Annotated in this window: 20 protein-coding genes; 2 read left to right on the top strand and 18 right to left on the bottom strand. The window is 60.8% G+C overall.

The genetic code is table 11. The features are described 5' to 3' along the window. Nucleotides 1-161: 161 nt before the first annotated feature. Nucleotides 162-1001: a TipAS antibiotic-recognition domain-containing protein gene (locus ABCN07_RS04195; protein WP_343005509.1), complete on the bottom strand. Its 840-nt coding sequence runs from the start codon at nucleotides 999-1001 to the stop codon at nucleotides 162-164. On the opposite strand from ABCN07_RS04195, the gene ABCN07_RS04200 reads away from it, so the two are divergent. Both ABCN07_RS04200 and ABCN07_RS04205 read left to right on the top strand, forming a co-directional pair. Next, nucleotides 995-1219, top strand: coding sequence for an LPXTG cell wall anchor domain-containing protein (locus tag ABCN07_RS04200; RefSeq protein ID WP_343005510.1), 225 nt, complete (start codon nucleotides 995-997; stop codon nucleotides 1217-1219). The two genes, ABCN07_RS04195 and ABCN07_RS04200, sit on opposite strands and share 7 nt — an antisense overlap. Before the next feature lie 512 nt (nucleotides 1220-1731). Further along, a complete protein-coding gene (locus ABCN07_RS04205; protein WP_343005511.1) occupies nucleotides 1732-1971 on the top strand; it encodes a hypothetical protein in 240 nt (79 codons plus the stop codon). A 427-nt stretch (nucleotides 1972-2398) separates the two neighbouring features. Here ABCN07_RS04205 and ABCN07_RS04210 read toward each other — a convergent pair whose 3' ends face one another. From ABCN07_RS04210 to ABCN07_RS04290, 17 genes are all read right to left on the bottom strand, one after another. Then, nucleotides 2399-3262, bottom strand: a complete 864-nt coding sequence (locus ABCN07_RS04210) for a hypothetical protein (RefSeq protein WP_343005512.1) — start codon at nucleotides 3260-3262, stop codon at nucleotides 2399-2401. A gap of 317 nt (nucleotides 3263-3579) precedes the next feature. Continuing rightward, nucleotides 3580-4104, bottom strand: coding sequence for a hypothetical protein (locus ABCN07_RS04215; RefSeq protein WP_343005513.1), 525 nt, complete (start codon nucleotides 4102-4104; stop codon nucleotides 3580-3582). A 288-nt stretch (nucleotides 4105-4392) separates the two neighbouring features. Beyond that, nucleotides 4393-6312, bottom strand: a complete 1920-nt coding sequence (locus ABCN07_RS04220) for a hypothetical protein (protein WP_343005514.1) — start codon at nucleotides 6310-6312, stop codon at nucleotides 4393-4395. A 229-nt stretch (nucleotides 6313-6541) separates the two neighbouring features. Beyond that, a complete protein-coding gene (locus ABCN07_RS04225) occupies nucleotides 6542-9727 on the bottom strand; it encodes a type I restriction endonuclease subunit R (protein ID WP_343005515.1) in 3186 nt (1061 codons plus the stop codon). Nucleotides 9728-9733: 6 nt separating this feature from the next. Beyond that, nucleotides 9734-10648, bottom strand: a complete 915-nt coding sequence (locus tag ABCN07_RS04230) for a hypothetical protein (protein WP_343005516.1) — start codon at nucleotides 10646-10648, stop codon at nucleotides 9734-9736. Between the two features lie 2 nt (nucleotides 10649-10650). Continuing rightward, complete coding sequence (locus ABCN07_RS04235) at nucleotides 10651-11787, bottom strand: restriction endonuclease subunit S (protein WP_343005517.1); 1137 nt, start codon at nucleotides 11785-11787, stop codon at nucleotides 10651-10653. Continuing rightward, nucleotides 11774-13390 (bottom strand): N-6 DNA methylase, encoded by a 1617-nt coding sequence (locus tag ABCN07_RS04240; protein WP_343005518.1) that lies wholly within the window; start codon nucleotides 13388-13390, stop codon nucleotides 11774-11776. The genes ABCN07_RS04235 and ABCN07_RS04240 overlap by 14 nt, the downstream gene beginning before the upstream one ends. A gap of 774 nt (nucleotides 13391-14164) precedes the next feature. After that, the gene (locus ABCN07_RS04245) at nucleotides 14165-14656 is read right to left on the bottom strand and encodes a Fic family protein (RefSeq protein WP_343005519.1); all 492 of its coding nucleotides are present in this window, start codon (nucleotides 14654-14656) and stop codon (nucleotides 14165-14167) included. Beyond that, complete coding sequence (locus ABCN07_RS04250) at nucleotides 14656-15162, bottom strand: type II toxin-antitoxin system antitoxin SocA domain-containing protein (RefSeq protein WP_343005520.1); 507 nt, start codon at nucleotides 15160-15162, stop codon at nucleotides 14656-14658. The genes ABCN07_RS04245 and ABCN07_RS04250 overlap by 1 nt, the downstream gene beginning before the upstream one ends. Before the next feature lie 256 nt (nucleotides 15163-15418). Beyond that, nucleotides 15419-16447: an ornithine carbamoyltransferase gene (gene argF / locus ABCN07_RS04255; RefSeq protein WP_343005521.1), complete on the bottom strand. Its 1029-nt coding sequence runs from the start codon at nucleotides 16445-16447 to the stop codon at nucleotides 15419-15421. 248 nt (nucleotides 16448-16695) lie between these two features. Beyond that, nucleotides 16696-18027, bottom strand: a complete 1332-nt coding sequence (locus tag ABCN07_RS04260; protein ID WP_343005581.1) for an arginine deiminase family protein — start codon at nucleotides 18025-18027, stop codon at nucleotides 16696-16698. A 22-nt stretch (nucleotides 18028-18049) separates the two neighbouring features. Then, nucleotides 18050-18460 (bottom strand): hypothetical protein, encoded by a 411-nt coding sequence (locus ABCN07_RS04265; RefSeq protein ID WP_330027628.1) that lies wholly within the window; start codon nucleotides 18458-18460, stop codon nucleotides 18050-18052. A gap of 180 nt (nucleotides 18461-18640) precedes the next feature. Next, nucleotides 18641-19699, bottom strand: a complete 1059-nt coding sequence (gene ruvB, locus ABCN07_RS04270; RefSeq protein ID WP_293815930.1) for a Holliday junction branch migration DNA helicase RuvB — start codon at nucleotides 19697-19699, stop codon at nucleotides 18641-18643. Continuing rightward, a complete protein-coding gene (gene ruvA, locus ABCN07_RS04275) occupies nucleotides 19699-20340 on the bottom strand; it encodes a Holliday junction branch migration protein RuvA (RefSeq protein WP_343005523.1) in 642 nt (213 codons plus the stop codon). The genes ruvB and ruvA overlap by 1 nt, the downstream gene beginning before the upstream one ends. Then, nucleotides 20337-20912: a crossover junction endodeoxyribonuclease RuvC gene (gene ruvC / locus ABCN07_RS04280; protein WP_343005524.1), complete on the bottom strand. Its 576-nt coding sequence runs from the start codon at nucleotides 20910-20912 to the stop codon at nucleotides 20337-20339. Before ruvC ends, ruvA begins: the two co-directional genes overlap by 4 nt. Nucleotides 20913-21101: 189 nt before the next feature. Next, nucleotides 21102-23051: a hypothetical protein gene (locus ABCN07_RS04285; RefSeq protein ID WP_343005525.1), complete on the bottom strand. Its 1950-nt coding sequence runs from the start codon at nucleotides 23049-23051 to the stop codon at nucleotides 21102-21104. Nucleotides 23052-23084: 33 nt separating this feature from the next. Then, nucleotides 23085-24872 carry a GNAT family N-acetyltransferase gene (locus tag ABCN07_RS04290; protein ID WP_343005526.1) on the bottom strand — a complete coding sequence of 596 codons (1788 nt, stop codon included), beginning with the start codon at nucleotides 24870-24872 and terminating at the stop codon, nucleotides 23085-23087. Nucleotides 24873-25103: the final 231 nt, after the last annotated feature.

Genomic DNA, 25103 nt, shown 5'->3' on the forward strand with positions numbered 1-25103 from the left:
GGCTCTCAAAACCGCCCAATTAATTTACCTGCATATTTGCAAATGGCTTGTTGTGCGCGCTTTACGAACGAGCCTCAATACCCACCCCGCGCGTACGCCAGGATGGGTATTTTGACCACCTGCCGTCAAAAACGCCGACTGCAGGCCACTCAAGCCACAAACTAGCCGCGCTTCACCCTCAAACCGCACGATGCAACGACTGCCTGCACGAGAAACTCCATCGCACCCTCGCCGCAAGGCCCGTCGTAGTAGGCAACGAACCTCGGATCCGCGAGATATCCTTGGCAAAGGCCCAGATACGCGGCATCCTCAGGCTCGGCGCCCCAATGCAGGCCAACCCAGCGACGATGCATCGCCACAAGCTTCTCCGCCTCGGGCCCACGAACGTCGCCGTCAGCCATGGCAATCGAAAGCTGCCCCAGGACCGCGCGCTCGAGCTCCTTCAGGTCATTCCACGCAGCCGCGTCCATGTCGAGAATCCGCTCGTTAGCAGCGTCAACCGCCTCGTCCCCGTAGCGCTCGCGAGTCTCAGCGCCATAGCGCTCCTCGTTCTCGCGAACCACGCGCCAGCGCTCGAGCTGCGGCAGCACCGCGCCCATGAGCGACACCGCCTCGTCGAGCGTCATGCCCTCGTTCTCCGCCAGTCGCGGAGCACAGTCCTCAATCATGGCCTCCATAGTGGTCTCATAGGTGTAGTGGCCGCCGTCATAGCACCACTTGCAGTAGTGGTCGTTCTTCTCGCCATCGGCGTCCGTACCGAGGTCGGCCGGCGTGAGATACATGCCGCAGCTCTCGCAATAGTGCTCCGGCATCTCGAGCAGGTGCGAGAGGGGCTCACCCGTGACGGCAGCCACGAGCTTCATCATGTCGATGCCCGGCGTCACCTCGCCGCGCTCCCAACGACTCACGGCCTGGCGCGTGACATAGAGCTTAGATGCAAGTTCCTCCTGCGTGAGACCATGAGAACGGCGAACTGCCACGAGCCTGTCTGCGAATGCCATGGTGGGTCCTTCCTGCGGTTTCGATTGCTGACTCAAGTATGAGCGCCGCCGGATGGGCTGCCAAGCAATCGTTGGTTGCGCAGGCGACCGATAAGACCGCCGAGAAGGCCCCACCCGCCACGGGCGACGACGTCGTACTGACGATCGCCGCCCTAGGCGTTGCCGTAGCGACCGTAGCCGCGGCAGGCATCGCCGTCGGCAAGCGCCGCGAGGAGTAGCGGCAAACATAATCGCTAGCCGGCAGTAGCAGCTCAGCAACGGACTCGGCGAGTCAGCAGCCGCCCGAAGCAATTTACGCAGTGCGGTTCACCCAAGACATCATTCGATCCTCTTCGGTTTCGAAACTCGAATATTATTGAAGTTTCGAAACTGATAAGGCAATTTGCGCGGCAAAGACGTATCGAGGGTCGAATCCTGGTCGAACCGCGTCGGTAGCAAAGACGTCAGACGGCCGGCTGTAAGTCAGGCAGCCGACCGTAAGCACCAAGGCGCAGCAAGCGCTCGCGAATTAGTGGGAGACCATGGAACAGGACTCGGCTCGCGCAAGAAGCCATTGCCGTGCGGAAAAGGCGGAGGCACACTTCGAACAGCGGAATCTGAAGCGCATGAAAAAGCATCGCGAGCGTTGACCGGTGTCGACCCGGACCCCTATCTGAACGGTGCTACGTCCCCTGTTCACTCGTCCACTGTTCACTGCTCACGTCTGGCGCGAATCGATTCCGCCTCCCTCATGCCCATCACCCCTGGACTCGAAGACCGCATCGGGAACTATCTCGGCTGGCTCTCCCTCAGCGACTTCCCTAAGGGAGACGGAACAGCGCTGCGCATCGCGGGCTACGAGCTCCCCTTCCGCTACATTCACGTACGCCCGTCGACTCCGGGCGACATACGCCCCCACGTCGTTGTCGACATCTCGAGCCTCGACGTTCCGATCGAGCTGCTCGAGGGAGAGACCGTCGAGCACGGCTGACGGCGCCACTTGCGGGGCCGCGCGGATAACCTGTTGCGATTCTCTTGACCGATCGCCCGCCAGGACCAGATTGCGCCAAGATTGACGGTGCCGGGCGCCAGGCCTCCCGTGGAACTGGATGGTACAGAATGCTGCTAGAGTGGCAGTCCCCACTACGCCTGGTGGCTTTGACTGCCGCTCTGCTTGATTGTCGGTAAGATCGCCATTGCACCAAAACCGAGAAGCGTGATACACATAAGCAAAAGAGGTGACTGCCGCTCGGGATCGAGAGGTCGGTCGCCTCCCTGTTTGATTACCAGTCAGATCGACACTGCGCCAAAACGACAGGTCCACGTTCGCGGCGAGCCCCAACGGGCGCCGCAGAAACCTTGATACGGCACCTAGGCGGTCCAAGAAATAGTCCGTATACCCTCCGCATCGAATGGCATTACCACGCAGCGCCCTCGGGATGCTGAAGCCTAATCATCACTTCTGGGGTTACCTTGCGCGCGCCTGGAATGTCTTCAGGGTTAACTCCTTCAGGAATTACGGTCCCCGGAGGAAAGACATACGCCGAGCCAGCGATAATCTGCTCTTGCTCGTATTTCTCTGCTTCAGCATAAGACACTGGTTCGCTCCAGGAGGAATCCGGTACTTTAAGCAGACCCCTTTCCGAAAGCGAGCGGACGAGGCTTAGCAAGTTTACGATTACGATGGCGAATTCGCACCAGTACGAGGAAGCTGCCCTATAGCGGTTAGAATAGCTGAGCTTTTGCGCCTCTGCCTTCTCTCCCTCGGGGTCGGCATGGACGGTATCCGTGTAAATCCATGCTTCGGCAAGTAGAGCGTCGGAAAGTAGACCAGTTAGAGACTCGCCGTCTTTCCCAACAAGTTGAATGCCGTAGCGCTCACTATTCTTCTCTTCGTAGCGCTGCGAGAACCAGCTCTTCGTGGCTTTCAGAATCTCGGCTTCGTTTTCAGAGAGTGATTCGCTAGACGTTTGAGCGGAAATGGCATCGAGTACTTTTGGCAGGTATATTGGCTCGCTCTTAACAATGAAGGGGCGAAGCCTCGTCGCAAGCGATTCTATAGACTCTTCGTCGGCACATACATGATACCGGATGCTCGCACCGCTGGCTTCGTTTACGCTTAACGTCATCTTGGGAGTGGCATAGCACTTAATAGCCCCGCTTTTAACTAGAGAATTGCTCTCAACTCTCCGCGCACGCACAACGAAACGCCCCATAATTTCATCGTCTGAGAGAGCTCTCGTCTTTTTCGTGGTCCTAGACAAAGCGATCCTTTCTTCCATTCGCCCCATCAAGTTTTATCTTATTGGCAGGTTGAAGAACGAGTTCTTCCACCACCGTGGCCGAGGCGCGGTCACCCTGGACGAGTTCGAGGAAAGCCTCGGCGTGCGCCTCAATCACTGCTGCAAGGGGCACCTCAAGGAGTCGTCGGGATGGATGAGTCCCGACAAGTACCACAGGAGCCTTAGGTACGCCGCACGGGCGGTCAAAAAGGTCCGCAGGCACGGCCGGCAGCCCGCAGGCGCCCGAAGCAATTCGGACGGCTGTTTTTGTGACGGAGGTGACTGGAACCAAACATCGCACAGCTCAAGGACAGTGGCTAATTAGCCTTCGGAAGGTTGGCATCATTGACAGGCTGAGCGGTATCAGCCACGGAAGCCGGAGCCTCAGCCGCAGGAGCAGCGTCATCCATAGCGACGCCATCCGCAGCTGCGGCATCCTGGGGCGCTCCGTCCTTCGGCACGTCGCCGGCACCGCCGGCAACCTTTGCCTCCGCAGGCGTGGCGGCCTCGTCCTCGAGATCCACGCCCGCGAGGTCCTTACCAAAGGCGGCGAGCATGTTGCTGCCAACCCAGCCCAAAACCGCGATGTCACCGACAGCCGCACACACGGCGGCAGCATACGTGCAGGTGCTGGAGAGGGCCATCTTGGAGGAGTACTCCCTCAGGGCGCTCGAAGAGGAGTAGCCACTATAGACCGAATAGCTCGACGAATACCTGTCATAGGCGCTCGACGCGTCCGCCGAGGCCATCATGCCGAAGAGTATAAACGCGATGCCGCATAGAAGCATCGCCCACGTAATGCGCTTACATCTATCCTTGAATGCGGCCAGATTCTTTCCCATTTGCATCCCTTTCAGTCGTGTAACTCCACGAGGCTTCGCGGAGCCGCAAATGGCCCAAACCAACTACCTCGCCATTTGCTTATTTAAGGGAACCATATCAAGGATACCGGACATTAATTAGAGACTCGGAAGAGCCCGCGCCGCGTCCCAAGGAGGCGCCGCCGCGCCGCTCAACGCCCCGGAAACCGCCTCACATAAACGACTGAAATCCAAACCGCGCAAGGCAAAGCTACACCCAATGCAAGCTACTTCCAAACTATTGATTCGAAGAAGTTCGAACGACACTGGCTACTTTGTTTGAGACACTAAAGAGGTTAACTCGGGTGCCCACAGCTGAAATTTATAGGGATCCAAGCAGTACGCCACTGCGTCATTCATATGAACCAAATCGTTCAGCATCTTTGCGTATATCCCGGCTTGCTCAGACTGATTTTTATCAAGGGTTTCCCTGAGCTCAATCAGCCGTTCAAAATCGGTAATCTCTGCCATGTCAATTTGCGATTGGTAGTCATCGGGAATCGCCGGCATATCAATTCCGCATTCAGTTTTAATCAGGGCAAGAACTCGCTGTTCATCCGTACCTTCTCCTGCAAGTTCTTCCATAATCTCTTGTTTGCTACGTCCGTGCAATATCATGGACGAGTAGCCCCACGCAGCTCCAAGGGTCGATTTCTTCAAATCGCAAAGCAACCTCAAATTAATTGCCTTCACCCGGTATGAACTAACCTCAGAAATGCGGTTTCTAATCCTGTCGGGAAGATATACAACGTCATCTTTACAGATGTTGACGGGAACAATAGAGCCATTTTTCCTGGTTAGCGCTTGAACTTTCCCGAGATTGCCTCCCTTCCCACCTTTTCCTTCCGCCAAAACTGCTCTTTTAACGAAAGCTTGATCATGAGACACAACTAGGACGGTTTTCCCTCGCACCTTTTGTATCAGGTCAAATATTTGGGTGCGCCGATAATCGTCAAAGGAAGAGGCGGGGTCATCTATTAACAGGACCTTTCCGTCTGGATTTTCCAAAAACAGCAGCAGCGCAACAAGGTTCTTCTCCCCAGTGGATAAGGAGTTCCTCATGTCCTCATCATCCGTCGCATTGACATGAACGAGAGAATAACGAGCCGTATTGTTACCTCGAGTCGCGGAGTTTACTTTAAATCTATACGGTACCGACAATCGTTTTAACTCGAGATTCAGCTTTCGACAATTGTCCTTAATGATGCTGTTGAAAGCACTTTTCATGTCCCCGAGAAGGTGTTTGATTTCACCCGATTTATTTTGAATCGCTTTTATAGGTTCTTCCAACTGCGGGAATTCAGCATAGACGCAATCGTCAACCTCCAAACAGGGGATGCCGTCATCAAGAAGAGAGGTTTTAGGCACATTGCAAAATCTCGTAACCTTCTGCAGCTCATCGGCGATCTTGTAGAGTAAGAGAAGACGCTCTTTTATGCGAGCTTCTCCTTCGTCGGTTTCAAGTGATTTTTGGCTGATACCAAATTCTTCAAGTAGTGTTGTTGAAGAAAAAACCGGCTTAAGGTCAGATACTTTTAGTTCTGAAAGCACCTTGAATGGATTTGCTTCATCGTTGCTCAGCAACTTGTTGCAGAACGGGCAACGCCCCTCATCAAAATCATCAGTAATGCCCATCCCAACAGACAACCAACCAGCATACTCCAGCCCACCTTTTTCAATGACTTCCCTTAGGAAGGGCGTTGTGCTCTTGGCCACTTTTGAGGCTTTTGATACCTTCGCGGCTTTTGTGAATTGTCCCCTGTTCGGTTTACCTAAAGCAGACTGAAGTTCCCTAATCTTGCCCTGATACACAAACATGGCTTCACTATAACCACGCAGACCAGAAACAGCGTCATTGAACTGCTCTTCAAGACTATGCAGCGCTCTTTCACTTCCCACGAACACTTCATAGGAGCCCGCTGTCTCTTCCTCTCGAAATAGAGCAGCCTGTTCCTCGGAATTGTAAACGCGAATCCCCTCCGGCAATTCTTGTTGGTTGTTAACTGTGATTATGGTTTCTTCTGGGGCCTTTCCAACAGTCACATCCGCAGGGGACAGCTCTCTTGAAATTGCGCTGATGATGGAAGATTTTCCGACACCGCACACACCGAAGAGGTAATTGACCTTTCCGTCATCGAGCTCGTAATCAAGTCTGTTGATATTTCTATAATTCTCTATGTGAATAAACAATGAGCCTCGCCTCTTAGCTCTTTAAGCCGTCGCAAAGTTTTTATCCAGGTATCATCCTCTTAGACCCCTTGAGAGTATTATCCGCTCCTTTTACCAACCCTTTCCAATCGTTGGCTTCTCTTTCGCCATATTCCAGCCATTGGATATCGTCAGCCCATTACTTAAGAATCTCAGGAAGACTCTCTCGAACGGTTTCTGAAACGATAGACGGGCGGGTCTGAGCACACGCCTACTCGTTTCTTTTAAAGTTTTCTGCCTGCTCCATGACCTTCTCGAAAACCTCCTCATCCCACTCGGGCGGATAGCCGTTCTTGTAGAGCAGCACGGTGAGGTCCATGTTCAGCTGGCTCTTGATGTCGTCGCGCGTCGACCAGTCGGCGTACTGCGCCTTGTCGTTTACGAGCTTCGAGATCTCTTTTGCAAGCGCAATGCACTTCTCGTCGCTGAAGACAAAACCGTGGTCGTCACGTACCTTAACCAGGATGTCGTAGAACGCCTTCTCCTCGTAGGTGACGCCCATCCTCTCAAATGAGTTCTTGTCTTCCTTGAGATTGCGAAGAATATCAATGAGCTGGTCGCTCAGGTTGTCGACGAAATCGGATACGACCTCACTCGTAAAGGTAAGGTTGTCGCGCGAGTTGTAGGCGTCGACCACCTTGCGGAGGCGCTCGTCAAACTGCTGCGCCTTCACCTTGTTGGTGCGTCCGTAGTCCTTGATCGCGCGCTTCACGAGCTTCATCAAAGCATTGAATTTGGTGATGGGCATCTTCATTGCTTTAAGCTCGGCAACCGCCTCTTCACCGAAGAGGTCCTCGGGGCCGTCGGCATCGATAACGCTCTCAACGCCCGTGCAGCTGATCGCCTGCCGCACCATGTCCTCAACGACCTCGTTCATCATTTCGGCATCGCGTGCGTCGCCCTTGGTCTGCTTGTAGACGATGGAACGGATCGCCAGGTAGAACTGGGACATCGTGGTCTCGTGGTCAGAAAGCTCTCCCGAGGGGAAGCAAATCTGGTACGCGGATTTCAGGATGCGCGTGAGCCCCATGAATCGCGTCTGGAACTCCTTCGAGAGCTGAACGTACTCGGCAGCCCTGTTAAGGCACCCGAGGCGCTCGAGGGGCCTGCCCGTATGGAAGGCGCTCGAGTCGAAGTTGACCATGAGATCGTCTATCATGGCCAGGTGGTTGCGGAAGATGCCCAGGGCGACGGTCAGATCGTCGATGGCGCCGGAATCATCGCCGCCGTAGGTCTTGAGCGCTTTCATCATGTTCCCTTTGATGCCAAAGTAGTCGACCACAAGCCCTTGGTCTTTGCCCTCGAACACGCGGTTCACGCGACTGATGGTCTGCACCAGCGTATGGCGCTGCAGCGGCTTGTCGATATACATGACGGCGAGCGAGGGAACGTCGAAGCCGGTGATCCACATGTCGCACACGACGGCCACCTTGAAGTTCGAGTCGTTGTTCTTGAACTGCTTGTCCAGCTTCTTGCGCCATTCCTTGTTGCCGCAGGCGTCGAAGAGGTCCCTCGGGTCGTCCTTGCCGCGCGTGGCCACGATGTTGATCTTGGGCAGCGCCTCGAGCTCCTCCAATTGCTCGGGCGAAAGCTTGCGCTCGTCCTCGGCCTTCTTCGACACACCCCATTCGGGCCGTATGGCCAGGATGGCGTTAAGCAGATCGAAGGCATGGGTGCGGTTAGAGCAGACGACCATTGCCTTCTGCACCACTCCCGGCTTCTCCCCGCAGAGGCGCTCGTAGTGCTCGACCATGTCGGCCGCGAGTTTCTTCAGGCGGTCGGGGTCGCGCAGCAGCACCTCCATCGAGCTCATGGCGCGCTGGCTCTCCTCGATGGCGTCCTCGGTCGACCCCTCCTCGGCGCAGCGGTCGTAGTATTCCTGGATCTTCCTCGCTTCGTCTTCGGAGAGGAGCACGCGCGCCAATCTGGGCTCGTAGGCGATGCGCACAGTGATTCCGTCGTCGCTCGACTCCTTCATGGTGTAACGGTCGACCACGGGACCGAACACGGCGATCGTCTCGTCGATAGGCGTGCCGGTAAAGCCCACGTAGGTCGCGTTAGGGAAGCCATCACGCAGGAATTTGGCGAAGCCGTAGCGAGTGAAGGCGCCTTTCCCGGTGACCATGAGCTTGGAGCCCACGCCCGTCTGGGTGCGGTGCGCCTCGTCGGAAATGCAGATGATGTTGCTGCGGTCGGAAAGGAGGCCCATCTGCTCGCTGAACTTCTGGATGGTGGTGATATAGACGCCGCCCGATTCGCGCCCGCTCAGCGTCTCCGCCAAGTCGTCGCGCGTCTCGATGCTGCGAACGTTCTCGTCGTGCAGGAACCGCTTCGCGGTCACGAACAGCTCGCTTGTCTGGTTGTCCAGATCCTCGCGGTCAACGATGACCACGATGGTGGGATTGCCCAGCTCCTCGCTGCGTCGAAGCATCATCAGGCGCGAGAGGAAGAGCATTGTGTACGTCTTGCCGCATCCGGTGGCACCGAAGTACGTACCGCCCTTGCCGTCGCCTTCGGGGCGCAGGTGCTCGCAGATATTATCGAGTATCCTCGTCGCGGCGAAGTACTGCGGGTAGCGGCAGACTATCTCGGTGGAACTCTTGCTGTCGTCGGGGAAGAAGACGAAGTCGCGAACGATTGCCAGGAAGCGGTCGGGTGCGAACGCGCCCTCGACCATGGTGTAAAGCGAGCTGATGCCGTTCGACACCTTGTCGACGTCGTTGGCCTTGTTCCAAGCGTAGAAGTACGAGTACGGAGTGAACACGGTGCCGATTTTGCTGTTGGCGCCGTCGCTGACCGCGGCGATACAGCAGTACTTGAGCAGACTCGGGATGTCGCGCGCATAGCGAATGGCAATTTGCTTCCACGCGTCGTGGATGGTCTTATCCTCCTCTATGGCGGTCTTGAACTCGAGGATGGCGAGCGGTATGCCGTTCACGAGGCACAGGAGGTCGGGGCGGCGGGTGCGCACGTCCTCGACCGTGTATTGGTTCACGATGAGGAAGTCGTTGCTCGAGATGTTTTCGAAGTCGATGTACTCGATGTGGACGGCGGGCTTGTTTGCGTCCTCGCGAAGAAGGGTGTACCCCTCGTTGATGAGCCAGAACGCTCGCCGACACCCGTCGTAGAGCGGGATCGAGGGAATGCGCTTGAGCTCGCCCACGAGCGTCTGGAGCTCGCCCTCGGTCAGGTCGATATCGGCATAGCGGCGTCGAAGGCTCGACTTCAAACGGTCTTCCATGAGCGGCTCGTCGAAGCGGCGGTGGAGCTGCTCGCCGTTGGCATAGCTCCAGCGCACGCCGTTGGCGTCCTGCTGCTGGAACAGCTCGATGATCGCCTGTTCAAGCTCGTCCTCGGTGAACTTGCCGTTTTCGAATTTAAGGTCTGCCGCTTCCACACTTGCCTACTCTTTGTCGGTCGTTTCCTGGATGAGGTATGTGTCGAGGGCGCACGCCAGATTGACGGCGAGGTTGGCCATCGAGCCGCTCACCTCGCGCCCCGTTGCTCCGGAGCCATGTGCTGCCGCCTTGTTGCGAATGACGGGAAGCGACATGAGAACGCTGCTCTGGAAGGCCTCGGGCTTAAGGCCTTCCGGGAGGGGCAGCTTGCCGGCCTCGAGCAAACGCTTCGTAAGGCCGTTGGCAGCCACCGTCTCGGATTCCGAACCCAGGATGACCTTGAGAACGCTCTCGTAGCTCTTCTCGGCATTGATCACGGCTTCGGCGTAGTCGCCGCGTCCCAGGAAATCGATGGCCTTCCTCAGTTCGTCGTAAGCCCCCTGGTAGAGGGGGTCCGCATCCTTGAGGTCCCTCATCTCGTTGAGGGCCTTGAGCTTCAGGTCCTGCTCGAATTGTCTGGGATCGATCTTGACTAGATGCCCGTCAACGAGAAGCCAAGGGATATCGTGCTCGCGGAACACCTTGTTGATCTCGTTGCGGAAGCCGTCCTTGCCGTTTTCGGCGTCGTCGGAAAGCTCCTTGTATTGGAGCTCTACGAGGTCGAAGAGGTGCGGTGTGTAGACGTTTGCAAGGGCATGGATCTCGTCAAGGCCCGAACCCAAGCGCATCATATCCAAGCCGACGAGCCGATAATCGACATGCTCGTTGAGCTCCTCGATTGCAAGATAAAGGGCGTCGGCATCAACGGTGTAGCTATCGTAGCGATTCGGCTGAAAACTAATCGGCTCACGGAAGTCCTCCATGATACGGGCGATTAGGACTTTTACGTTATAGGGAATGTCGCCGTCTTCATCTCCACCAAGCCAATTAGGCTCGTCCTGAAGCAGCTCCTCATAACGCTCGGAGAACAGGCGTTCCATGATTACTTCGACGCCTCCTCGATAGAACCCCGGATAAGGATGGGACATATGTTCTTGAGCTGGGCTTTAAGTTGTTCGTTAATTGCATGGCGCGTGCGCCATGCCTGGTACAACTCGACTGCATACCGTTGCACAGCGATATCGGGCAGGGGGATGCGCACATCGCACATCTCGACCCAGTCGAATGTTTCTCGCGCGCTGCCCCAGGAGTTGAAGCGGGCGTAGCGATCGAACTCGGAACGGCCAAAAAAGAGCATCAGATAACCGGGTAACAGCTTCCGCTCTGCGGACTTCTTAACGCGGAAAACGGTATTGATTGCCGAGGTGATATTCGTCTCATTGGACTCGTTGAGCGCTATGGATATTTTCCCACCATTTCGAGAGGTCACGGGAACATAGGCTACTGCACCGGGGGCAATAACTTTGTAGTTACAAAGGTTCACGCCGTCCAAATTTGCTTTTGTCTCGATAAGCTGCTTCGATATGGATAGGCCCCGAACAGCATCTTTATCGAACTCGCCTTTGCTGTTTCTATCGTCGCACTGTTCGATATAAAGACCAATGGCCTCATGGGGCAACTCTCGCATGAGTTTCTCAACAAGTGCGTCGCACGTTAACTTTAGATCATCGAGCCCGCGCTTATAAGCCCGCTGGTTGGCCAGCATCGCCTCATAGATAGCAACATACTTCCGCTGCACCTCAATCGGCGGCAACTCGATTTCGCAAGCGCAAAAGTCGTCCCACGACATACCGTCTCGGACTGACCCATCTGTGTGAAACCAGAAATATCGATCGCGTTCAGTTGAATTGAAAAGCATATAGAGATACTCAGGGTGAGCTATCTCATCTGCCACTAACTGAAATACCGAATACGCTGGGCTAACAATCTTGTTTCTGGCTGTGCGGTTTAAAGCAATGGGCAAAACAACATCTCGCCCAACATGCATAAGGTTGCAGGCGTAATAACCACATGGAACAACTCTATATTTTGAGGTATCCTGGCCGACCTGCTTCGCAGGCTCAAAGAATTCTTTATCAGCGTTAATCCCTGAAACTTGATCTGCCCTCAAGTTAGAGACGCCGCATTCCTCTTTATATTGAAGGACCAGTTCGCCGACCCGATATCTACTTAATCCCATAACCGATGCCCTCGAACGCGGCCTCGAGCGTGGCCTGGGACTTCTTCTCCGAAGCCAAAAGCTCTTTCATCTCTGCCTGGATGCGGCCCATCTCCCTCTCGTAGTCGATGCCCAGATCATGGTCGATGAACTCAATGTACTTGCTCGGCGTAAGCGCATACCCGCGACTCTCGATGGTGATCTGATCGGAATCGTCACTTTTGATGCGTACGGATTTGCACAGCTCGGGCACGTCCTCGTAGCCGCCGTCAACACAACGCCAGCTCTCGAAGATGTCTTTAACGCGAGCGATTTGCTCAGACGTGAGCACGGTCTTCTTCTTGTTCTTGTTCTTGTCGTACGTGTACTTCTCGATATTCTCGTCCCACGTGCGAAGGTCCATGAACAGCACCTCGCCACGGCGGTCGCGTAGCTTGCGGCTGGCCTTTTCGCCGGCTCCCTTGTTCATGTTCAGAATCCAAAGCGTCACCGAGATATCAGTGGTGTAGAACATGTCGCGGGGCAATACGATGATGGCCTCGACCTTATCGTTCTCGAGGATCTTCTGGCGTATAGCGCCTTCGTCTCCGTCGGCGTTGAGGGCGCCGTTGGCGAGCAGAAAGCCGGCAACCCCATGGTTAACGTCGAGCTTCGAGAGCATGTGCAAGATCCACGCGTAGTTCCCGTTGGACGCGGGTGGTATGGGATAGCCTTTCCAACGCGGATCGTTAAGAAGCTCATCGGCGCCACGCCAGTTCTTCAGATTGAACGGCGGGTTCGCCATGATGTAGTCGACCTTCTTGTCCTTATGCTGGTCTTTCTCGAAGGTCGAGACGGCTTCTTCGCCGAGGTTATTCGATATGCCGCGGATGGCAAGGTTCATCTTGCATAGGCGCCACGTGTCGGGATTCGACTCCTGCCCGACCACCGAGACCGCGCTGCTGTTGCCGTGGTGGCGTTCAACGAATTTGTGAGACTGCACGAACATGCCACCGGAGCCGCAGCACGGGTCGTAGACGACCCCCTCGTACGGTTCGATGAGCTCGGCAATGAGCTGGACGACACAGGCGGGCGTGTAGAACTCGCCGTCTTCCTTGGAGCTGCCCACAGCAAACGTTTGCAAGAAGTACTCGTACGCGCGCCCGATAAGGTCTTCCTCGTGATAGCGCTTCTCGCTGATCTTAGCGATCTCGTCTATGAGCGATTTAATGGAGCTCTTGGTTGCGCCGAGCGTGGCGAACAGGCCCAGCGGCAAAGCGCCCCTGAGCGAGGGGTTCGCCTTCTCCGCCTCGCTCATGGCGTTGTCGATGATGGTGGCGATCGCGTTGTCGCCTGCGTGGTCGACAAGGTAGGTCCACCGTGCGGGTTCGGGCAAATAGAACACGTTGACCGCGTTGTAGAAAGAAGGCTTCTCGAGGAACGCCGGGATGTCGCCGTACTGCTCGACGAGCTCCTTGCGGCGATTATTAAACTTGTCGCCGGCAAACTTCAGGAATACGAGGCTGATGACAGCGTCGCGGTTCTTCTCCATGCTGCCGACGCCGCGAAGCGCAACGCGGCAGTTCCACAACACTTGCTCGAGCGTAAGCTCGGAATCGTTCTTCTTGGTGCTTTTGCGTGCCATAAGGCTCCTAGGGGCTAGAAAAGCGGCAAGAATATCGTTGCAGATAAATAAGTAACCGCTCGTGATGCTCAGTCCGTGACAGTTTAACATTCAATAGGGCATAAAACCCGTGCTAGGCGTGCCTATGCGCGACAGATGAAGCATGCACGGGGGGGATAGCGTGTTCTTTGATTGTTCTGTCATCTGGGTGTAAACAGTCGCCTGCAGTTGCCCGCTTGTCCCGATTTATCAAGGTAGCACTCCCGCAATGTCCAATCCCAGCTGACGGACGTCATTTATCAGGCGTGCCTTGAGTAACGGGGGCATGTCGCTCAAAGTCCACGTGGACAGCAGAAGCAAACTCGACAGAAGTGGCAGCGCGCCTGGCGACTCACCATGCCATCAGCGATTGTCGTAACCATCGTGGCATCGAAAGCCTTGGGTCATTTTCCCTGCCCGTTTTCGAAACTTTTGGAGCGACAAGGTTAACTCGGTGAGATAATGCGAGCGTAAGGCATCAGAAAGGCAGGCACCCATGGGAGCTTGGATGATCCGCGCGGGGCGCGGCGGGGCGCATGCGGCAGACTGACTCGATCGCAACGTCATTGGCATCGACTGGGATTTCGACGGCACGGATATCGTCAACATGAGCCGTGAGCAAATCCGCGGGACCCGGCAGACGCGATTGCCTGCCAGGCCCCGATATTGTCGGCGCGCTGTCAGCAGCAGCTATCCGATGACCGCGTTTCTCTTGCCGATGGCCTCGTACGGAACGGGCATATCGGCCAGCAGCAGCTATCCGATGGCCGCGCTCTGTCTGAGCTCCTCGGAGAGTGCCTCGTTCGTTCGCGCACCGGAGACGATGTCCTGGATCCAGGCGTAGTAGCGGTTCGTCGCGGGGTCGTCCGTATCGTCGAACGCCACGCAGGCGCCGGCGCTTCGCAGAATGGAGAGCGCGGTGACGAGCGCCGTCCTCTTGTTGCCGTCCTGGAACAGGTGGTCTTTGGCCAGGTGCTGCGCAAGGTAGGTCGCCTGATCAAAGAGGTCTGCGAACCTCTCCGCCGGAGACTGGCCAAAGTACGTGCAGAACGTCGCCGCAAGCACAGATTGCAGCTTCTCGTGCGCCGCCGGCACACCCCCGCCTATCGGGTCCGGCGAGTAGAGCGCGAACTCCTCCCCCAGCCCCCGCTGAAAGGCACAGATCTTCGCGGCCAGGTCCTCGATGGCCTCCTCTTCGTCAAGCACGAGGACGGGCACAGCCGAGTACTTCTCGTCCATGGTCTTCATCAGGAGGTCTCCAGCATCTTGAGGGCACGGGGCATGTTCCGGGCAACGGTATCGAGCGTCGCGGAGAAGAGCTCGGGCCTGCTCGCATCCGCGTCCGCCGAGGCCCTGATCGCGTCAGACGTGATCTCAGCTTCGCGGCCTGGCACATAGACCCTGGCCCACGCGCCACCCGGGCGGCGCACGAGGCTGACGAGGTCAAGCGCGGACAGCGGGCCATACTTCTCCGCGACGGAGTCGATCAGGCAGGCGGCGTCCGACTTGACCTCCGCGCGCCCGGTCGGCTCGGTAATCACCGTGTCATCCCGCTCGCCAAACGCATGGATGACGGCGGGCACCACCGGGCCGCACTGCCAGGCCTCGATGCAGTCCTCGAAAAGTGGTTCACCCGTTGTGGCGATGGCCTCGGCCTGCACGAGGTAGACCAGTCTGTTGAGCTTGTGGATGGTGGCGGGATAGCACCTCCTCCATCTCTCGACCAGGTAGTTCGCGACGTCGATGGCCCTCATCCTGCCCCCTCGCTCTCAAACGAAACGTGCCGGCTTACGCGTTTGCATCATTCTAGGGTGGCCACCGCGGACGAGAGCTCAGCTTGTCAGCTGAAATGGACACTGCGACCGGCCGACATTCACCACCTCTTACCAAACGAGGCCCGGCAAGCGTGTCGCTTGCCGGGCCTCGGTCTCATTGGCTATCGCGCAGCTCGCGCGAGCCACGGGCAAGACGCGCTCGCCCGCTCGCCTCTACGCTTGCCGCCCCCCGCCGCTACTTCAGCGTGGCGTACATCACGGCCTTGATGGAGTGCATGCGGTTCTCGGCCTCGTCGAAGACCACAGACTTCTCGGACTCGAAGACCTCGTCCGTGACCTCCATCTCGGCGATGCCAAACTGCTCGTTGACCTCGACGGCCGTGGTGGTGTTGAGGTCGTGGAAGCTGGGCAGGCAGTGCATGAAGATGGCGTTCGGCGCGGCCTTGGCCATGGCCTCGGCGTTGACCTGGTAGGGCGAGAGGAGCTTGATGCGCTCGCCCCAGATGTCCGCCGGCTCGCCCATGGAGACCCAGATGTCCGTGTAGACGACGGTGGCGTCGGCAAGGCCCTCGTCGAGGTCCTCGGTCAGGGTGATGGTGCAGCCGTTCTCCGCGGCGATCTTACGGCACTCCTCCACGAGCTCCGCATCCGGCATCTGGGCGGTGGGGCCGCAAGCGCAGAAGTCGAGGCCGAGCTTGGCGCACACGACCATCAGGGAGTTGCCCACGTTGTTGCCGGCGTCACCCATGAAGGTGAGCTTGTTGCCAGCGAGCTTGCCGGTGTGCTCGCGGACGGTGAGCATGTCGGCGACCATCTGCGTGGGGTGGAACTCGGTGGTGAGGCCGTTCCAAACGGGGACGCCGGCGTTGTTGGCGAGGTCCTCGACGATGCTCTGGGCGAAGCCACGGTACTCGATGCCGTCATACATGCGGCCGAGCACGCGGGCGGTGTCCTCGATGGACTCCTTCTTGCCCATCTGCGAGCTCTTGGGATCGAGGTAGGTGACGCCCATGCCGAGGTCCATCGCGCCAACCTCGAAGCTGCAGCGCGTACGCGTGGAGGTCTTCTCGAACAGCAGCACGACGTTCTTGCCGTGGAGCCAGTCGTGCGCCTCGCCGGCCTTCTTCATGGCCTTGAGCTCGGCCGCGAGGTCGATGAGATAGAGGATCTCGTCCGGGGTGTAGTCGAGGAGCTTGAGGAAGTTGCGACCAGAGAGGTCGACGCCCTTCGCCGCGTAGGTCTCGTCCGCCTTGGTGTGGTTCATGATGATCCTCTCGTCTGGCCGCTGCGCGTTATGCGTAAATACGGGTGTAATATTCATAATCTTGCATAAATAGTGCCATTTAGAACATTTCGTGATTATAACGAGCTATTCAAGCACCTTCAAGCGCCATCCCTGCCACGATACCAAAAGTTGACAAAGCGACCCGTGCAGGTGCGCCGGTTGACAAAGGGACAGTCCCCTTGTCAACCCCGCGAAAACCTGAAAAAGGGACTGTCCCTTTTTCAGGTTTAGAGGGCGTCGCGGACGAAGGGCATGCTCATGCAGCGGGGGCCGCCGCGGCCGCGGGAGAGCTCGCTCGACGGCAGGACCACGAGCTCCAGGCCCGCCTTGGCGAGCGCCTCGTTCGTGGCGGTGTTGCGCTGGTAGACGCAGACGCGGCCCGGCGCAATGGCGAGGGTGTTCGACCCGTCGTTCCACTGTTCGCGCGCGGCAGCGATGGAGTCTCCCCCGCCACAGCGGATGAGCTGGACGGCGGGCACGTGCAGGATGCGCGCGAGCACGCGGTCGAGCGAGTCCGAGACCTCCTCGACGGCAAGCTCCCCCTCGTGGGCGCCGCGCGTGATGCGGAAAACCTGCATCGTTCCGAGGATGCCGGGATAGACCGTGAAGCGGTCATAGTCCACCTGTGTGAGAACCGTGTCGAGGTGCATGAACGCGCGGTTCTCCGGAATACGCAAGGCGTAGACCTCCTCGATGGGGCAGGCCTCGTCCCAGATCATGCGGCATGCGAGCGTGTCGATTGCCGCCGCCTCCGTGCGCTGGGAGATGCCCACGCAGACCGTGCGCTCGCCCAGGACGAGGATGTCGCCGCCCTCGACGTGGTAGGCGAGATCGCGGTCATACCACAGCGGCACGTCGCGATACGCGGGGTGGCAGGCGAACAAGAAGCGCCCGTAGATGGTCTCGCGACGACGCGTCACCTTGTACATGCGGTTGAGGCACACGCCAGGGCCCACCACGCTGAACGGGTCCCTCGTGAAGTAGAGGTTGGGCATCGGGTCGACGATGAGCTCTGTCTCCGCCTCCGCCGCGTCACCGAGGATGCCCGCAAGCGTGGAGCCGGTGCCGCCACGCGAGGATGAGCCGGGAACGAGGCCCGTACCCGGGACGTAGCGAACGTCGAGTGGAAGGCAGAGCTCGCGCTTCGTGATGCCCGCCATCGTCTTGAGGACGAGCTCGTACGGATCGGCGATCGAGTCGAGCAGGCCACGGATGGCGGCAAGGGCGACGTTGTCATGCACGCCGCACTCCGCCAGGAACTGGTTGGTGAACTCCTGACGCGCTCCCGGCACGGCGGCGATGGCCTCCGCGACGAGACGCTCGAGATAGACGACCTCGACACCCTCGTTACGGAGGAGGTTGGCGAAGTTGTCGTGCTCCTCCTGGGCGAGCTCGAGGAACGGCGTGTCATCGAAGAGCAGCCTGTCGAGGTCGACCGGGATGAGGTTCAGGAGCTCGTCGCCGGGGCGGTGGAGACACACGCGACGGAGCTGGCCAATCTCGCTCAAGACGGAGAGCGGCGCGGTGGACGCGCTCACCGCCGCGGTCGCACCCGTCATGACAGCGTTGTCCGCGGCCATGCTAGGCCCTCTCCTTCTCGGCGGCAATCTCGGCGTCTAGCTCGCGATACTCCTCGGGGACATGGCCGTACTTGACCATGAAGGACTTGCAGATGGCCTCCGCCTGCTGGCGACGGGCAATCGCGATGCCCATACTGCCGCGGGCCTCGTAGGCGTCCGCAATGCGCAGGAGCGCGTAGGTGACGTACTCCGCCAGGGAATCCGCGATACCGGAGAGTTCCATCATCGTGACGAGGGAGTCCGGGTCGAGCGAGAGCGCCGTCGCGCCGTCGAGGTCGAGCAGGTTGCCCACGGCGTCCTCGAGGTCATGGATGGCATCGGGGTCCGCGTCGAGCATGGCGGCACGCAGGCGCTTCGAGAGCACCTCTCCAAAACGCCTGGTCAACTCAACAATGTAGTCGCGCTGCAACATACGAGCTTCCTCCTCTGAACAGTCATTCTTTAGATTCTATTCGTTTGGGCAGCGATAATATGCGCGGATGGGCAACTACCACCTAGGCAACGCAAGCGTGAGACGCAAGACGGCCGCGCGCCGGCCCGAGAGCTAGCGCGCGGCAGAGAGCGGTTCTATAGCATGGCCCACACGGAGCACCTACACCCCGGGTGGCGGGGTGAGGCCGAGGTGCTCAAACGCGGCGAGCGTGGCCTGGCGGCCCTGCGGGGTACGCACGATGAGGCCACGCTGGAGCAGGTAGGGCTCGTAGACGTCCTCTATCGTCGAGGGGTCCTCGCCCACGGAGCTCGCGATGGTGGAAAGGCCCACCGGTCTGCCGCGGAAGGTTCCCGCGAGCGCTTGGAGGATCTTCGTGTCCATCCAGTCGAGGCCGAGCTCGTCAATCTCGAAGAAGCTCATGGCCTCTGCCGCGACCTCCGCCGTGATGGCACCGGCGGCGCGCACCTGGGCGTAGTCCCTCACGCGCTTGAGCAGGCGGTTCGCCAGGCGTGGCGTGCCGCGGCTGCGGCTCGCGACCTCGAGCGCGGAGTCATGGTCGATGCTGACGCCAAGGATGCCGGCAGAGCGCTCCACGATCTGGGCGAGTTCCTCCACCGAGTAGTAGTCAAGCCTGAAGGAGATGCCGAAGCGGTCACGCAGAGGGCCCGTGAGCAGACCCGTGCGCGTGGTTGCCCCCACGAGGGTGAAACGCGGCACGTCGAGCCTGATCGACCGCGCGGCCGGGCCCTTGCCGATCACGATGTCGAGGAAGAAGTCCTCCATCGCGGGATACAGGACCTCCTCCACATTGTGGTTGAGGCGATGGATCTCGTCGATGAACAGGACGTCGCCTGCCTCGAGGTTGGTAAGGATGGCCGCGAGGTCACCCGTACGCTCGATAGCGGGGCCGCTCGTGGTGTGGATCTTAGAGCCCATCTCGTTCGCGACGACCGAGGCGAGCGTCGTCTTGCCGAGACCCGGGGGGCCGGAGAAGATCACGTGATCAAGCGGCTCATGGCGGCTCTTCGCCGCCTCGATGAGCACGCGGAGGTTCTGGCGTACGCGCTGCTGGCCGCAGTACTCGTCAAGCGTCTGCGGACGGAGCGTGCGGTCAATCTCCAGGTCATCCGCCGTAAGGGACGACGTGACGGGCCTGGGGGCACCAGGCGCGGGCATGGAATCCGCGAACAGGTCACGCGAGGTATCCGCCTCCCACATTAGGCCCTCCTCCCCAGGCGCTTGAGCGCGTACTGAATCGCGGCCTTGGTGGACGTGGCACCGGCCTCCTCATGACCCTCGAGGGCAAGCGTCGCCTCCTCGCCGGTGAAGCCCATGGCGAGCAGCGCCGCCGTGACGTCCGCGTCAACGCCGGAGCCCGCGGCAGGAGCCGCCGCGACGACGCCGCCGTGAGCGGGAAGCGAGGCCGCGCTCGCCAGCGAGACGAGCGTGGGATCCTTGGAGAAGACGCTCTCGAGCTCGAGCAGAAGGCGGCTCGCGAGCTTCTTGCCCACGCCCGGGACCGTCGCCATCATGCCCGCGTCCTCCGCCACGACGACGCCCGCGAGCTGCGAGGGCGTGAACGTGGAGAGGACCGAGAGCGCGAGCTTGGGACCCACGCCGGAGATGGCGCAGAGGCGATCGAACAGCGAGCGCTCCTCGCGGGAGGAGAAGCCGAAGAGCGTCATCGAATCCTCGCGCACGAGCATGCGCGTGAGCAAGGTCACGCCGGGCGTGCCGGCCTCGGGCAGGCTCGACGCGGTGACGGCCGAGACGCCGAGCTCATAGCCCACGCCGTGGACGTCGAGCACGACGGAGCTCGCCGTGAACTCAACCAAGGTACCGGTTAGCTGGACGATCATGCGCCCACCCTTCTATCGTGTTCCGAAGACGCCGTGAGGCCGGCGCGCGTGGCGGCGAGCCTGCGCGCGGCCTCCCCGCTCTGCGCGGCAGATGCCGCGAACGTGCGGGAAAGGTTGGCGTGGCACACCGCGGCGGCCAGGGCGTCCGCGCAATGGTCTGGCTTTGGATCATGGTCGAGCGCGAGGACGTTGCGCACCATGTACGTGACCTGGCGCTTATCCGCAGCACCCGTGCCCACGACGGACTGCTTGATCTGCATGGGCGTGTACGACGCGACCTCGACGCCAGCCTGCGAGCACGCCACGAGGGCCGCGCCGCGTGCGTGGGCCGTGAGGATGGCGGAGCGCGTGTTCTGCCCGAAGAAGATGTCCTCGATGGCGACGGACGAGGGCTGGTAACGCTCGATGACTGCCGCCAGCTGCGAGCATATTGCGCCAAGGCGCTCATGTAGCGGCTCCGACGCCTCCGAGTGGATGCAGCCGTAGGCGCGGGCACGCGCGACGGAACCGCGCGTCTCGATGACGCCCCAGCCGGTGTTTGCCAGGCCCGGATCAATGCCGAGCACGATCATGCGCGCCTCCCCTCGCCGCTATTAGCGTCTCCCGATATCGAACATGGGTTCTATAGTAGCACGACGGCGCCGCGGCGCGAGGGGCGTGAACAAGAAGTCTCCGCGGCCATCTCGCGGCGCGGAGACTTCGACAAAGACGCGCAGCTAGAGCGACTGGTGCGCGTCACGCAAACGAAAGCGCACGCACCCCTAGTTATCAGAGAAGAAGCCGTCGGGCCAGATACCGCCACCCTGGCCGCCCTTGTCGCCGCCCAGCCCCTCGCGCATGCGCTTGCCGTCAGAGAGCTCCTGCAGGTAGCCCAGCGCCTCGTTCACGCGCGAGCGCATGGACGCCTTGGGCACCCCCGGATCGTCGGCCATGAAGGCGACCGCAGACGCCGAGGCCGGGGCATTCGGAGTCGCAAGCGAAGGTGAAGCCGCGGGCGCAGGCGGAGTCGCAGGCGCGTCCATCTTGGCTGCGGCGTCATAGACGCCCAGGTCATGCGCCGCGCCAACAACCGCCCGGGTGAGCTCTCCCTCGTCGGGCATGTGGAGCGGCTCGGGACGCATGCGGTCACGCCAGACGTCCATCAGCGGCACTTGGGCCTCGGATAGCGAGCGAGAGGAGAACAACGGATACAGCGGCCCGTGACGACGCGCGAGCTCGCAGGCGCGCACGCGCTCGAGCAGACGTGCCGCGCCCTCCTCGCCCAGGCGGCCCTGGGCAAGCTCGGTAAGGCCGTAGTTGTGCTCGAAGTGCGCGAGCAGGCTGGCGTCAAGCTCGGAAAGGCACTGCTCGTCAGTCTCCGCGACACCCTCGAGCCCCAGGTCAGCGGGGACGCAGAGGCGCTGTGCCGCGCGGGGGCAGATCACGGGAGAGACCGTGTTGCGGTAACGCGCGAGGCGCATGACGTCGGAACGGTAGATGTCCCCCAACGGGGCGAAGGCGGCCGCGCGGGCGGCAGGGGCGGGGTCAAACGAGGAGGAGCCCACGGCAAGCTCGGTCTTATCCGCGCTCGAGAGGGCAAGGAGCTCGCCCGCGCGGGCCCAGGCCCCCAGGCGCGCCTCGACGAGGCCACGCGCGAGGTCCTCGGTCTCGTTGCCGCCAAGGGCCACCGCGGCGCGCTCGACGTCGCGCGCCGCGAGCTCGTCCACATCGCGAATCTTGAGCGCGCGCACGACGCCACGCGCGTCCTCGAGCTCCTCGCCCGCGCCGCACACGAGCGCGTGAACGCGCATCGGACCCGCGGCGTCGACTGCGATGGCACACGTCACGCTCGAGGAGAGGCTGCCGTCGCACACGACGGCGACGCCAGAAAGACCCTGCTTATCGCAGCGGTCTCGCGTCGCGAGCACGCAGGCGTCCCACAGGATCCGCTCGCGGTCGAACGCGGGCGGCGCCACCGGATTCGCCAGCGGACCCTCGCCCTTGACGTCGATGTCGCACACGAAGACGTCCTCGGCAAAGCAGCGAGAGGCAGCGGCGAGCTCGCCCCATGGCGCCATGACGAAGGAGCCTCCCACGAAGGCGAGGTCGCCAAAGGCGCCGACGGCATTCGCGGCGACGATCCAGGCATCCGCGCCCTTGGCCTCCTCGACAAAGCACCCGTCCGAGACGGACGGGGCGAAGCAGGTCGCCCGCTCGTCAACGTCGTACCCCTCGAACGGCACGAAGCAAATGACATCCGCTGGTAGGCTTCCCGAGGCGAAGAGCTCGAGCTCGTCAAAGGTGTAGGCCACGCCCACGTTGACGCCCGCGATCGAGACAACTGCCGGAGAGCCCGCGAGCGTGGAGGCGGCCATACCGGGCTTTGCCCGGCCCGCGTTCGAGACGGCTCCCGCGATGGAGAGGGGAAGCACCGCGCCGTTGCGGATAAGCGCGGCCTCCGGCATGGACTCGCCAAGGCCGCCCGCCACGAAGGGCACGATGGCGGGCGTCCTCAGGCGCTCCGAGAGCGCGCCCATGGCGGAGGAGAAATCGAGAATATAGCCAGGGCACTGCGCCAGCGACAGAGGGTCGCAGCCCATCATGACGGTCGAGGGGAAGACGATGAGATCCGCCCCATAGGCGTGGGCGACCGTGTCATAGGAGCACATCTTGTCCACGATGGCGTCGAAATCGCCGGGGGTGGTGTTCATCTGGGCAATGGCGACCTTCATTTGCATTCCTTCTCTCTGGGCGAGGCGTGCCCCTTATCCTACCCGCTCGCAGAGCAACTCGACGCCCCGTTCCGTGTCTCGGCAATGCGTGCAGGCACGCTCGCGCAGGATCGCGCCCGCGGCGAGGATGTCTCCGGAACAGCCAGACAGGTGCAGAACCGCAGCCCAGAGGGTCATGAAGGGATATCCGAGCACAAGCCCCAGCCCCAAGAGGGCAGCCGTGACCAAAACCGTTGGCGCGAGAAGGACCGCGACGAAACGGGGCTTGGAGAGCACGAGGCCGGGGCATCCCGCATAGAGCATGCCTGCCTGGTAGCCAAAGCTCACCCGCGTGCCAGGACCGCCGAGGACGCGCATGAACAGCGCGTGCACGAGCTCGTGCACGGGGAGCGCCGCGACGGAGAGGGCAGCCATGGCAAGAGGCCACAGCGCGGCACCCCAATCGCCCGGGAGCGCCCGCATCTCCTCGATGACGCCGGTGCCCGTCACGACGGAAAGCGCCACGGCGAGTGCCGCCCCGCCGATGAGGAGCCGCGCGCTTGCGCGCACGAGGCGTTGGCGCAGGGCGTCGTCGCCAAAGAAGTCGATGTCGCCGAGGGTGCGCGCGGACGACCCCTCGGTGGCTGCGGCGGGCTCGCGGGGCGCGGCGGGATCGCAGGCCGCGGCAAATCCGCAGGATGCGACGGGCTCGTCAGCCGCGACGGCCATGCTGGGCGCAGCAGGCTCGCCTCCCTCCGCGGGACCGTCGAGGCGCAGCTCGTAGACGTTCGTCCAGCCGGTGATGGGAAGGCCCTCGTAAGGGAACCACTGCGGCGCGTGGAGCGTGAAGCCAAGCTCGCGGTAGAGGCGGTTCGAGAGGCTCTCCGGGCTGGTGTTGATGCGCAGGGCCTTGCAGCCTCGCGCGATGGCCTCGCGCGCGTACTCCGCAAGAAGCGCCGTCGCGACACCGCGGCCGCGAGCGACGGGATCGGTCGCCAGCAGGTGGCAGGTCAAGAACTCGCCCGGCCCGAGCGGCTCCCAGTCAGGCTCGGCCCCGGGAAGGCCAAAGTCCCCATCGAGCGACATGGCGCCGAGGACCGCGGGGCCAGCGTCCGAGGCATCGCTTTCCCTGCGAGGATCCGCCTCGCCCTCCCCCACGTCGACGGCCACCCACGTGACCCCCTCGTGCAAGCGGCGGCTCACGTCATCCGGGAGCGGCCAGAAGCCGCGCAGCCAGCCGCAGGTCTCCCGGCCAGGGACGTCGCAGGAATCAAGGAGATGGTCATACATGGCGAGAATCGCCGGCTCATCGGCAAGCGTCGCTGGCCTCACGAGGACGCCCTCGACCCGAGGGGCGACATGCGCCGTGCCATCCTCGAACACCACAAGCGGCCGATGCCTACGCGAGGGCTCCGCCTCGTCCATGGCGCGAGCGGCGCGGCGCACGAAGGCGGAGGCGTCCTCCCCCTCCTCACGGCACGCGACGGAAAGCGCGCGATGCGGGCTCTTCTCGGCAAGGGAACGCGCGGCACGGGCGCCGGCACCTCCCGCCAGCAGATGCGCCTGGGTCACGCCGAGCGCGCTCATGGCCTCGGCCACGTCCGGTCCCTCGAGCTCGCGAGCCTCGCAGGACACGCTCGCGACGCTTCTTCCAAGGGAGGCGAGGTCGCGAGCAATATCCTCGGCAAGCCCGTCATCGACAAGAGCAACCACGGGCGCGGGCTCGTACGTCATGCCAAAGGGCGTCCCGGGAGCATCAGCCACGCCCTCCGGGGCCTCGACGCGCACGCGCGCCACCGCACCATCCGCAAGCGTCACCTTGATGTCTGCCGTCCTCGCCATGCCCATCCCCTCGATAGTCGTCGCCTAGAAGGATACCCGCTCGCGCGCGGCAGCGCGAAAGGCATGGCCAGCCGTAACGGAGCGGTAGCGAACGGATGCGGCGCGGGCAAGACAAGCAAACGCCCCAAAACGAAAGGGGCGGCCCCGAAGGACCGCCCCAGACGTCACGCTATGTTGCGAGCGAGCATTCGCGCGGGCGAGCCAGCGCATTCCGCGAGTCTCGCCTCAGCG

Origin of the sequence: Collinsella sp. 1033st1_E11_1033SCRN_220408 (assembly GCF_039062465.1) — a bacterium.
Classification (GTDB): domain Bacteria; phylum Actinomycetota; class Coriobacteriia; order Coriobacteriales; family Atopobiaceae; genus Parolsenella.